At 69.0% G+C, this 10,862-nt stretch carries 11 protein-coding genes; 6 read left to right on the forward strand and 5 right to left on the reverse strand.

Annotated features, from left to right (window positions below):
• Together AC2VOR_RS00355 and AC2VOR_RS00360 are read right to left on the reverse strand one after the other, a co-directional pair.
• Positions 1 to 754 (reverse strand): amidohydrolase family protein (locus tag AC2VOR_RS00355; protein WP_486962985.1); only part of this gene is annotated, 754 nt, incomplete at its 3' end.
• 19 nt (positions 755 to 773) lie between these two features.
• Positions 774 to 1,109, reverse strand: coding sequence for a 2Fe-2S iron-sulfur cluster-binding protein (locus AC2VOR_RS00360; RefSeq protein WP_486962986.1), 336 nt, complete (start codon positions 1,107 to 1,109; stop codon positions 774 to 776).
• A gap of 101 nt (positions 1,110 to 1,210) precedes the next feature.
• Here AC2VOR_RS00360 and AC2VOR_RS00365 point away from each other — a divergent pair, with 101 nt between their 5' ends.
• The 4 genes from AC2VOR_RS00365 to AC2VOR_RS00380 all read left to right on the forward strand — a co-directional run bounded on the left by AC2VOR_RS00365 (position 1,211) and on the right by AC2VOR_RS00380 (position 5,409).
• Positions 1,211 to 2,626: a class I adenylate-forming enzyme family protein gene (locus AC2VOR_RS00365; protein WP_486962987.1), complete on the forward strand. Its 1,416-nt coding sequence runs from the start codon at positions 1,211 to 1,213 to the stop codon at positions 2,624 to 2,626.
• On the forward strand, positions 2,604 to 3,509 hold the full coding sequence (locus tag AC2VOR_RS00370) for an acyl-CoA dehydrogenase family protein (RefSeq protein ID WP_486962988.1): 906 nt from the start codon (positions 2,604 to 2,606) through the stop codon (positions 3,507 to 3,509). Before AC2VOR_RS00365 ends, AC2VOR_RS00370 begins: the two co-directional genes overlap by 23 nt.
• Entirely contained in the window at positions 3,496 to 4,578 is a 1,083-nt protein-coding gene (locus tag AC2VOR_RS00375) for an acyl-CoA dehydrogenase family protein (protein ID WP_369736976.1), read from the forward strand. Before AC2VOR_RS00370 ends, AC2VOR_RS00375 begins: the two co-directional genes overlap by 14 nt.
• A gap of 63 nt (positions 4,579 to 4,641) precedes the next feature.
• Positions 4,642 to 5,409, forward strand: coding sequence for an enoyl-CoA hydratase/isomerase family protein (locus AC2VOR_RS00380; protein WP_369736977.1), 768 nt, complete (start codon positions 4,642 to 4,644; stop codon positions 5,407 to 5,409).
• A 9-nt stretch (positions 5,410 to 5,418) separates the two neighbouring features.
• On the opposite strand, the gene AC2VOR_RS00385 is transcribed toward AC2VOR_RS00380, so the two are convergent.
• Both AC2VOR_RS00385 and AC2VOR_RS00390 read right to left on the reverse strand, forming a co-directional pair.
• Positions 5,419 to 6,180 carry an SDR family NAD(P)-dependent oxidoreductase gene (locus tag AC2VOR_RS00385; protein ID WP_486962989.1) on the reverse strand — a complete coding sequence of 254 codons (762 nt, stop codon included), beginning with the start codon at positions 6,178 to 6,180 and terminating at the stop codon, positions 5,419 to 5,421.
• Between the two features lie 72 nt (positions 6,181 to 6,252).
• Positions 6,253 to 7,122 (reverse strand): proline iminopeptidase-family hydrolase, encoded by an 870-nt coding sequence (locus AC2VOR_RS00390; RefSeq protein WP_486962990.1) that lies wholly within the window; start codon positions 7,120 to 7,122, stop codon positions 6,253 to 6,255.
• A gap of 124 nt (positions 7,123 to 7,246) precedes the next feature.
• Between AC2VOR_RS00390 and AC2VOR_RS00395 the strand changes: the two genes are divergently transcribed.
• Both AC2VOR_RS00395 and meaB read left to right on the forward strand, forming a co-directional pair.
• Positions 7,247 to 8,386 carry a thiolase family protein gene (locus AC2VOR_RS00395; RefSeq protein ID WP_486962991.1) on the forward strand — a complete coding sequence of 380 codons (1,140 nt, stop codon included), beginning with the start codon at positions 7,247 to 7,249 and terminating at the stop codon, positions 8,384 to 8,386.
• Positions 8,387 to 8,393: 7 nt separating this feature from the next.
• Positions 8,394 to 9,284 (forward strand): methylmalonyl Co-A mutase-associated GTPase MeaB, encoded by an 891-nt coding sequence (gene meaB, locus AC2VOR_RS00400; RefSeq protein WP_369736981.1) that lies wholly within the window; start codon positions 8,394 to 8,396, stop codon positions 9,282 to 9,284.
• Positions 9,285 to 9,321: 37 nt separating this feature from the next.
• On the opposite strand, the gene AC2VOR_RS00405 is transcribed toward meaB, so the two are convergent.
• Positions 9,322 to 10,569 (reverse strand): ISL3 family transposase, encoded by a 1,248-nt coding sequence (locus AC2VOR_RS00405; protein ID WP_486962992.1) that lies wholly within the window; start codon positions 10,567 to 10,569, stop codon positions 9,322 to 9,324.
• Between the last annotated feature and the right edge of the window lie 293 nt (positions 10,570 to 10,862).

Genomic DNA, 10,862 nt, shown 5'->3' on the forward strand with positions numbered 1-10,862 from the left:
CCGGGCCCCACAGCAGGTCCTGGGCGCACATCGCCGAAACCTGGGTGGCCAGGATGATCAGATTGTCGATCGGCGCGTCGGGCGCCATGCTGATCGCCCCGAAGCCGGTGCCGATGTGCAAACACATCACCACGTTCTGCTCGGACAGGGCCGAGAAGACCGGGCCCCAATAGTCGTCGTCGTGGTAGCTCGGAAGCCCTTCCAGGTGCGGCAGTTCGGGCATGGTCACCGCGCGGCAGCCCTTGGCCGCGACCCGGCGGATCTCGGCGCACATGGCCTGCGGGTTCCAAGTCGGCAGGATGGCGATCGGGATGAACCGGTCCGGATACGAGCCGGCCCATTCGTCGATGTGCCAGTCGTTGTAGGCCGACACCATCACCAGGGTGGCCTCCTCGCGGTGCATGTTGAGGTGGCGCGCGGAGAACCCGGTGAACGTCGGGAAGCACATCGAGGCCAGGATGCCGTTGCGGTTCATGTCGCGCACGCGCTCGTGGACGTCGTAGACGCCGGGGCGCATCTCGGCGAAACCGGCCGGGTCGCGGCCCCATTCCTCGGCGGGCCACGACACCACGGCGTTCAGGCCGCTGACGCCCTGGGGCCGGCCCTGGTACACCCACTGGTCGACGCCCTTGTCGTCGGTCACGACGACCGGGGCCTCGGCCTTGTACTTGCCGGGCACGTGGCGCAGGAACATGTCCGGGGGCTCGACGACGTGGTCATCGATGCTCACCAGGATCAGGTCGTCGGCGTTCATGAACTGCCGCCTCTCCGGATTATTCGTAGTGGACCGTGACCGACGGTGTGTCGGGCACGCCCTGGCAGGTCAGGATGTACCCCTCGGCCACCTCGTCGTCTTCGAGCGCGTCGTTGACCCGCATGGTCGCGTGGCCCTCGACGAGCCTGGCCATGCAGGTGCCGCAGTTGCCGGCCTCGCAATTGAACGGCGGCTCGAGGCCGGCTCGCCGCGCGCTTTCGAGCAGCGTCTCGCCGGGGACCCGCGGCACCGACACCTTCTTGCGGTCGAGGTGGATCGTCACCGTGCCCGGCTCGGCACCGTTTGATGCTGGATTCGTCACTGTGTCCTCGGTGATCGCGGTGACCGTCGCCATGACCGTCCCTCCCGTACTTGCGTTCTTCAGTATAGAGAATACTATTCTCGTCAGCCGATAGGATCCTCTCTCCGACGGTCGGACTGCTGGAAGGAACGGACGTGACCGAGCCGGCAGCGCTCGTGTTCGAGGAGCGGCGCTTCAGCGCGCCGCAACTCGACGCGCTGGCCGCCGGCCTGGCCGCCACACTCGAGAAAAGGGGTGTCGCCGCGGGCCGGCGGGTCGCGGTGATGTCATCCAATCGCCCGGAATTCGTCGCCGCGCTGTTGGCGATCTGGCGGCTGGGTGCTACCGCGGTGCTCGTGAGTCCCGCGTGGAAACGCGACGAGGTCGACCACGCACTCGCGCTGGCCGGCCCGGCGCACGCCGTCGGTGACCATCCCGTGCTGGCCGGCCTGATGCCGATGCTGCATCTGGACGAACCGATCACCCCGACCGAGCCGGTCGCCCGGGCGCTGCCGCCCCCCGCCGACGCGGTCCTGGTCTTCAGCTCGGGCACCACCGGCCTGCCGAAGGCGGTCCGGCACACCCACGCCGCGCTGGACGAGGCCGTCGGGCATTGGCGCCGGGCGCTGCGGCTGACCGGCCGCGACCGCATCCAGGTCGTCACGCCGCCGTCCCACATCCTCGGCCTGCTCAACATCGTCACCGCGCTGCGGGCCGGTACCCAGATCCGGTTGCATCCGCGATTCGACGTCGACACCATGCTGTACCACATCGAAAACGACCGCATCACAGTGGAAATGGCGGTCGCTCCCATCGCGCTGGCGATCGCCTCGCACCCCCGGCTCGAGTCCTACGACCTGTCGTCGCTGCGCTTCATCATGTGGGGCGCCACGCCGGTGACCGTCAGCGTCGCCGAAACGGTGACCCGACGCACCGGCGTGGGCTGGGTGCCGGCCTACGGCACGACCGAACTGCCCGTCATCGCCTGCAATCCGGTCGACGGGGCCCGCCTCGACACCGTCGGGCGGCCGGTGCCCGGGGTGGAAGTTCGGGTGGTCTCGATGGACACCGGCGAGCCGGTCTGCCCGGGGGAGGTCGGCGAAATCCAGGCCCGCTCCGCCTCGTTGATGGCCGGGTACCTGCCGCCGGAGGCGACCGCCGAGGCGTTTCACGACGGCTGGTACCGGACGGGTGACGTCGGCTGGCTTGACACCGGCGGTTGGCTGCGGATCACCGACCGTCTCAAGGAGATGATCAAGGTGCGCGGCTTCCAGGTCGCCCCCGCCGAGGTCGAGACGGTGCTGCACGGTCATCCGGCCGTCAAGGACTGCGCGGTGTTCGGTGTTCCGGACGGGATCAACGGCGAAGCCATCGTCGCCGCCGTCGCGGCGTGCGCCCCCATAGATACGGCGGCGGTCGCCGCCGAACTCACCGACCGGGTCGAGCAGCGGCTAGCGTCCTACAAACGCGTGAGCCGCGTCGTGTTCGTGCCCGATATCCCGCGCCTGCCCTCGGGCAAGGTACTGCGCCGAGTTCTCAAGGAGCGCCATGGATGTACGTCTGACAGCTGAACAGCAGCAACTGCGCGACGCCGCCGCCAAGCTGGCCGACGACCTCGGGCCGGGGTCGGTCCAGGATCTCGACGACGATGGGCGAATCTCCCGCCTGGACAGGCAGGTTGCGGCGACCGGATGGCGCGCGCTGCGCTCCGACGGCGCGTCCGGTGTCGAGGTGGCCATCGTCGCCGAGGAATTCGGGCGCCGCCTGCTCGACGCGCCCTTCCTCGGGCCGGTGCTGGCCGACGATCTGGCCCGCCACGTCGGTGCCGACAGTGGGGGAGCCACGGTAGGTGGCGACGGATGGGCCGTCGACGCGCGGGGATGTGAACGCGCCCTTATGCTCTCGAGCGGCACCGTATTGGTGGCGGAGGCCGGCGAGTCCCGCACCGGTGCGGATCTGACCCGGGCCGAAGCGAGTCTGACGGGGGAGCCGACTGTGCTCGGCGAGATCTCCGACGACGATGCCGCACGATGGCTGGCGCTCGCGCTGGCCACCACGTCGGCCGATCTGGTCGGAATCGCCCGGGGCGCGCACGGCGTCTCCTGCGACTACGCGAAAATCCGCGAACAATACGGCAAGGCGATCGGGTCCTATCAGGCCGTCGCGCACCTGCTGGCCGAAAGCCTCGCCCTGATCGAAGGTTCGGTCAGCATCTCCCGGTATGCCGCGTGGGGGGTCGACGAACTGCCGCCGGCCGAAGCCATCCGGGCCGCCCGGATCGCCAAGGTCTACTGCGCCCGCGCCGCCCGGACCGTCTGCGAGACCGCGATCCAGGTGCACGGCGGCATCGGCAATACCTGGGACTGCCTGGTGCACGTCTACCTGCGCCGGGCGCTGACCTCCACCGAACTGTGGCCCGTCGCGCTGAAGGAGATCGACTTTGGACTTTCGTGACTCACCCGACGAGGCGGTCTTCCGCGAACGGCTGCGAAGCTGGCTCTCGTTGCACGCCAGAGATTTTCCGAGCTCCGGTGACGAGTACTGGGCCCGCCAGGCCCAGTGGCACCAGGCCCTCTACCACGAGGGCTTCTTCGGGCTGTCGTTTCCCCGCGAGTACGGCGGTCAGGATCTGCCGCCGGTCTACGACGTCATCGTGGACGAAGAGCTGGCCCGGGCCGGCGCCCCGCCGCGCCCCAGCGTGGGCTATCTCATCTACGGCATCGGCAGGCACGCGAACGACGAGCTGCGTCGGCGATTCCTGCCGGGCATCATCGACGGGACCGAGCGGTGGTGCCAGGGGTTCAGTGAGCCCGGCGCCGGCTCGGACCTGGCCTCGCTCACGACCACCGCACGCCGCGAAGGCGACAACTACGTCATCGACGGGCACAAGATCTGGACCAGCTACTCCGACGTCGCCGACTGGTGCCTGCTGCTGGCTCGCACCGACCCCGAGGCCAAACGCCACCGGGGCCTGTCGGCGTTCATCCTCGAGATGAAACAGCCCGGGGTGCAACAGCGTCCGCTACGCATGATCAGTGGGGTCACCAACGAGTTCGGGCAGGTCTTCTTCGACGGCGCGACGGTGCCGGTGGACCGGATGGTCGGCGCGCCCGGCGACGGCTGGGCGGTCGCCATGACCGTCGTGGGTCACGAGCGCGAACCGTCCACGCTCGGCTACGCCGCCAGGTACGGCAAGCTGGTGCGAAACCTTTTGGCGCGCAGCGGTGATTCGGTGTCCGAAGAGGTCGCGTGGGCGGCCGTTCAGTCGGAGATGCTGACCCATCACGTCCGGCGGCGGCTGTCCGAACAGCTGGACGGGGTCTCGCACGGGCCGGAGGGGTCGCTCGACAAGTTGCTGATGACCTGGGTCGAGCAGTCGGTCGGCCATGCCGCGCTGGCGGTCGCCGGCACCCGCGACCCCGACCTGCTCGGCGCCTACCTGTACAGCCGCGCGCAGAGCGTGATGGGCGGGACGTCGCAGATACAGAAGAACATCATCGCTTCACGAATCCTGGGATTGTAGGAGTGATCGCGAACGCGGGCGAAGCCCGGGTGAAGCGGGTCACGACCATAGAAGGGGTCTGACGTGTACGACATGCCCGACGAGATCGAGGTCCGTGCCGAAGGCGCGTTGCGGATCATCACGCTGAACCGGCCGGAGTCTCTCAACTCGGTCAACGACAACCTGCACGTCGGCCTCGCGCGGCTGTGGCAGCGGTTGACCGACGACGCCTCGGCCCGCGCGGCGGTGCTCACCGGGGCGGGCCGGGCGTTCTCGGCCGGCGGCGACTTCGCGTATCTCAAGGAGCTCTCGGAGGACGCCGCCCTGCGCGCCAAGACCATCCGCGACGGGCGCGAGATCGTGCTGGGGATGGCGCGGTGCCGAATCCCGGTGGTGGCGGCGGTTAACGGGCCCGCCGTTGGCCTGGGCTGCAGCCTGGTCGCGTTGAGCGACATCGTCTACATGGCCGAGGACGCCTACCTTGCTGACCCCCATGTGCAGGTGGGCCTGGTGGCCGCCGACGGCGGGCCGCTCACCTGGCCGCTGCACATCAGCCTGCTGCTCGCCAAGGAATACGCGTTGACGGGCACCAGGATTCGCGCCGCGCGGGCAGTGGAACTCGGCCTGGCCAATCACGTGGTGGCCGATCCCGTCGGCGAGGCGGTGACCGCCGCCAAGAAGATCCTGGAGCTGCCCCAGCAGGCGGTCGAGAGCACCAAGCGGGTGCTCAACATCCACTTGGAGCGCGCTGTGCTGGCGAGCCTGGACTATGCGCTCTCCGCCGAGCACCAGTCGTTCACGACCGACGACTTCCGCTCGATCGTCACCAAGCTGGCGGCGGGCAAGAACTAGAGCCGGGCGTCACTTCGGCGGGAATCTCAGCGCGCCGTCCAACCGGATGACTTCGCCGTTGAGGTAATCGTTTTCGCAGATGCTGTGCACCAGCGTGGCGTACTCGGCGGGCCGGCCCATCCGTTTGGGGAAGGGCACCTGCGGGCCCCAGTACGCCTCCAGCTGATCGCCGTTCTTGCCGTAGGCGGGTGTCAGGAACGTGCCGGGGGCGATGGTGACCACCCGGATGCCCAGCGGCGACAGGTCGCGCGCGGCGACCAGGGTCATGCCCAGCACGCCGCCCTTGGCCGCCGCGTACGGCAGTTGGCCGATCTGGCCCTCGTAACCGGCGATCGACGCCGTGTTGACGATGACGCCGCGCGTGCCGTCGACCGGCTCCTGTCGCGCCATCGCGGCCGCGGACAGGCGCATGACGTTGAACACCGCGGTCAGGTAGAACTCGATCGTCGTCTTGAAGCCGTCCAGGTCCAGCGGCGAGCCGTCCTTGCCGACGAGACGGCCCCCGCTCGCCGGGCCGCCGTGGGTGTCGACCGAGATGCGCAGCGGGCCCAGCGATTCCGCCTCGGCGATCGCGGCCTGGAGGTCGTCGGTGCTGGTGGCGTCGGTGCGCGCGTAGCGCACCCCGAGCTCGCCGGCCAGCTCCTTGCCCTTCTCGTCGGCCAGATCGGCGACGACGACCCGCGCGCCCGCGGCGTGCAGCCGGCGGACGGTGGCCTCCCCGAGGCCGCCGGCGCCGCCGACGACGATCGCGGAGCTACCTTCGAGTTGCATGCCTTTTCCTTTCCCGCAACCAATCCTCTCTGTTGACGAGAATAGCGTTCTCGCGCGGTCGGCGCCGGAAACTCAGCCGTCGTGGCGGCGCAGGAATTCGCGCATCACCCGGTCGAACCGGTCGGGCTCCTCGATGAACGGCATGTGGGAGCTGGATTCGAACAGCTCGAACTGCGAGCCGGCGATGCGCCGGTGCACCTCCCGCATGTGGTCCGGTGCGCACTCGTCGAACCTGCCCGCCAGGACCAGGGTCGGCAGGGCGATCGCGGAGAGGCGGTCCAGCACGTCCCAGTCGCGGATGGTCCCGACGATGTGGAAGTCGCTGGCGCCGAACATCGTCTCGAAAATCTCGGCGCCCATGCCCGCGAAGGCGTCCAGCAGCTCGGTGGGCCAGGGCCGGACGCGACACAAATAGGTTTCGTTCCAGGTGCGGATCGCCGCCTGGTATTCGGCCGAAGACGTGGTGCCGGCGGCCTCGTGGCGTGCGATGGCGGATTGGGTGTCCCGGTCCAGCTCGGACTTCAACCGGGCCACCATCTCCGAAAACCGCGGTATGGAGGCGATGCTGTTCGAGATGGTGAGGCTGACCGCCCCGGAGGTCACGTCGAGCACGTACTGCTGCGCCAGCATCCCGCCCCAGGAGTTGCCGAAAATGTGGAAGCCGTTCAGGCCGAGCGCCCGCACCACCGAATCCATCTCGGCCACCGAGCGTTCCATCGTCCACAGGGCGGTGTTCGACGGGCGCCCGGAGCGCCCGCACCCGAGTTGGTCCCAGAAGACGATCTCCCGCTCGTCGGCCAGGCGTTCCAGCGACCTCAGGTAGTCGTGCGGCAGCCCGGGGCCGCCGTGGACCACCAGCACGGGACGGCCCGCACCGCCCCCGGTCCGTTTGAACCACACGTTGCCGCCCGGGACCGCGATCAGGCCTTCGTGCGCCGTCATGTCCCCTTCCTATCTCAAGCCCCAGCAGGGTGACGAGCCGAGCGCGACGGCGGCCCACCGCGCAACTGATACTCTCGCAGAGAGAGAATACCGTTCTCACGTCTGCCGACCTGGAGAAGCCCCCGTGCCCGAAGCCGTCATCGTGTCCGCCCTGCGCACTCCCATCGGCACCGCCCGCAAGGGCACGCTGCGCGATACCAGCGCGTTCGACCTCGCTCGTCACGTGGTGTGCGAGGCGGCCAAGGACCTGGATCCCGGGCGGGTGGACGACGTGATCCTCGGCGAGGGCCTCTACGGCGGCGGCGTCATTGCCCGCCACGCGGCGATCACGGCGGGTCTGTCCCACGTACCGGGCCTGGCCAACAACCGGCACTGCGCGGCCGGACAGGCCGCGGTGCAGAGCGCGGCGGCAAGCGTGCGCGCCGGCATGGACCAACTCGTCATCGCCGGTGGGGTGAATTCGGCCTCCACCTCCCCGCGGTCGCAGATCCCGGTCGACGGAGAGTGGGTCGACTGGTTCCCGCCGACCCACCCGGACCGCCCCGACGCCCCGAACATGGACATGTCCATCACCGTAGGCTGGAACGCCGCGGTCAAGGCCGGCGTGAGCCGCGAGGAGATGGACGCCTGGGCGCTGCGCTCGCACCGCAACGCGATCGCCGCGATCGACGAGGGCCGGTTCACCGAGGAGATCGTCCCGATCGAGACGCCGCACGGGTTGTTCTCCGTCGACGAACACCCCCGCCGCGACACCACGATGGAGAAGCTGGCCGCGCTCAAACCGCTGCATCCCGAGATCGAGGGTTTCTCGATCACCGCCGGCAACGCCTGCGGCGCCAACGACGGGGCCGCGGTGCTGACGATCGCCAGCCACGAGCTCGGGCTGCCCGCGCTGGCCACCGTGCGCTCGTGGGCGTCGGTCGGCGTCGATCCCGCGATCACCGGCTTGGCGCCGGTCGATGCGATCCCGAAAGCACTTGCCCGGGCAGGGCTTTCGATAATGGATGTGGACCTGTTCGAAATCAACGAGGCCTTCGCGGCGATGTGCGTGGCCACCGTCAAGTTGCTCGAGCTGGACCCGGGCACCGTCAACGTCAGCGGCAGCGGCTGCTCGCTGGGGCATCCGGTGGCGGCGACCGGCGCCAGGATGCTGGTCACCCTCGTGCACGAATTGCGGCGCCGCGGCGGCGGAATCGGTGTGGCGGCGATGTGCGCGGGCGGCGGCATGGGTTCGGCGACGGTGATCGAGGTCCCGGCGCCATAATGCACAAGTGAGCATCACCGAGCTGATCGCGAGCGCGCGCAACGGATCTCCGCGCGCCGCGGGTCGTCTGCTCAGCCTCGTCGAGAGCGAGCAGCGCGACGAGGTGATGGCGAGCATCGGCCCCCCGTCGGCCGCGCACCCGGTCCCCGTCATAGGCGTCACCGGGCCGCCGGGTGCGGGCAAGTCGACGACGATCGCCGCCCTGGTCGGCGCCTACCGGGAACGCGGCTCCCGAGTCGCCGTGCTGGCCGTGGACCCGTCCTCGCCGTTCAGCGGTGGTGCGCTGCTGGGCGACCGCATCCGGATGGCCGCGCACATCAACGACTCCGGCGTGTTGATCCGCTCGGTGGCCACCCGCGGCCACCTCGGGGGGCTGGCCGCCGCCATCCCGGCTGCGCTGCGGTTGCTCGCCGCCATCGGTTACGACGTAGTGCTGCTGGAGACCGTCGGGGTGGGGCAGTCCGAGATCGAGATCGCCGCCGTCGCCGACCCTGCCGTCGTCATCCTCAATCCCGGTGCGGGCGACGCCGTGCAGGCCGCCAAGGCCGGCGTGCTGGAAGTCGCCGACATCGTGGTCGTCAACAAGGCCGACCGCGAGGGTGCCGACCAGACGGTGCGGGACCTGCGCGCCGAGACCGACGCCCCGATCGTGAGCCTGGTCGCCGCCCGCGGCGAGGGAATCGCGAATCTGCTGGCCGCCGTCGACGACCATCGCCGCAGCGACAACCGCGCCCGCCGGCTGGCCCGGGCGAGGGCGCAGATCCTGTCGCTGGCGCAGTCGCGCCTGCGGGCCCGGCCGGAACTCGAGCGGCTGGCGGAATCGGTGGTCGACGGGCACGACGATCCCTACACCGCCGCCGAGAAACTGCTGTCATCGTCCACTGGACGCGACGACTGAGGGCGTGGGGATCTACTGACGTTTCCGTGGGTGGGATTCATGCTGCCCGCCCGGGTAGCTGGGGGCACAGGCCGCCTCGGGTGAGCATGGCCATGGCTATCAGCGCGTTGGGGCTGTGAAATCCGTAGGAGCGCTTGGTCAATGCTCGCAGGTGAGTGTTGGTGGCTTCGGACCGGGCGTTGGACAGCCCGTGATCGAGTGTGTTGCAGATCAGGTCGCGGTAGCGGCGGATACTGCGCGCGAGCGCGACGAACTCGGGGATACGCGAGTGCGACGCCCACGACAGCCACCCGGCCAGTAGCTCCCGCCCCTGTGCGCCTTTGACTCGAAAGACCTCTCGCAGTTGCTCTTTAAGCAAGTATGCCCGGTACAGGGCGCGGTTGGTGACCGCGATTTCGGCGAGGCTGGTGCGCTGCTCGCAGGTAAGGTCGGCCGGGTTCTTACGGGTTGCCCACAGGGCGTGGCGATCGCGGACCCCCGCCTTGGTCATGGTGCGCACGCGTACCTTATCCAGCGCCTTGAGTACCCAGGCCACTACGTGGAACGGATCCAGGCAGATCACCGATTGCGGCGCCCGTTGTCGCACCAGAGCATGAATCCATTCCGCGCCGTCGCAGCTGACGTGGGTCAACAATGCGGCGCGTTGCTCACCCAGTTGGTCGAAGAACTTGCCCAGGGTTTCCTGGTTGCGCCCCTCGGCCGCCCACACCAGCCGGCCCGTCCCGTGGTCAACGATCACCGTGAGAAAACGCTGCCCCTTGCGAAAGGAAATCTCGTCGATACCGATTCTGACCAGCCCCGATAACAGGTCGTTGGTGTCGCGGCCGTCGGCGACCACCCGCGTGACGATCGCCGCCACGGTGCGCCAGGCAATCCGCAGCAGCACCGTGAGCACGCTGAGCGCGGTATGCGCGGCCAGCCAGGCGCAGGTGTCTTCGAATGCCCAGGTGTGACGGGCACCAGGGCGCGCCCACGGCACATGCGCCACCACCACCCCGTGTTCGCGGCATTGCACCCTCGGCACCACAGCCTGGAGATACGCCTTCGTCGTGCCCACGTCGAGGGTCCGCCACCGCCGTAGGTCGTCGCCGCCGTCATAGCCCGGGCAGCGCCTTCGGCACCGCGAGCATCGGCCCGCCTGCGATGCCTTGGGACGCACCGACAACACCAGCACCTCGCTGCTCGTCGGGGTCTTCCCGCGCGTGGTCTCGACATCGATCACCACGTCCTCGATCACCATGTTCTGGCTCCCCAGGCCCGCCGCGAATACCCTGGAATTGCGCAACGCCGTACCTCCATGCTCGTCTTGAACCTTTACCCAGTCCAAAACGTAAGCAGGGCACGGCGTTGCGCCCAAAACCCCAGGTCAGCGAACCCACGACTATGTCACAAGAGCCGGGCGCGGTGTCCCCCGATCGGGGGACACCGGTAGTCACCCCCTTTTCGGGCCGATCGACGGAGTTGGGGCGGGGTCGAACTTTCGGCTCTATTGACATGAATGTGGGTGGCCCCTGGTGTGGTATGGGAGTTCGAGGGTGACCGGTCCGCAAGCCAGGAGGATGAGAGCGAGGGCAGCTT

Source organism: Mycobacterium sp. TH-M103 (assembly GCF_057473785.1).

Excerpts from the sequence above, each read along its gene's own strand:
- AC2VOR_RS00370 (WP_486962988.1), top strand. The coding sequence starts at position 2,604 with ATGGATGTACGTCTGACAGCTGAACAGCAGCAACTGCGCGACGCCGCC.
- AC2VOR_RS00385 (WP_486962989.1), bottom strand. The coding sequence starts at position 6,180 with ATGCAACTCGAAGGTAGCTCCGCGATCGTCGTCGGCGGCGCCGGCGGC.
- AC2VOR_RS00390 (WP_486962990.1), bottom strand. The coding sequence starts at position 7,122 with ATGACGGCGCACGAAGGCCTGATCGCGGTCCCGGGCGGCAACGTGTGG.
- AC2VOR_RS00360 (WP_486962986.1), bottom strand. The coding sequence starts at position 1,109 with ATGGCGACGGTCACCGCGATCACCGAGGACACAGTGACGAATCCAGCA.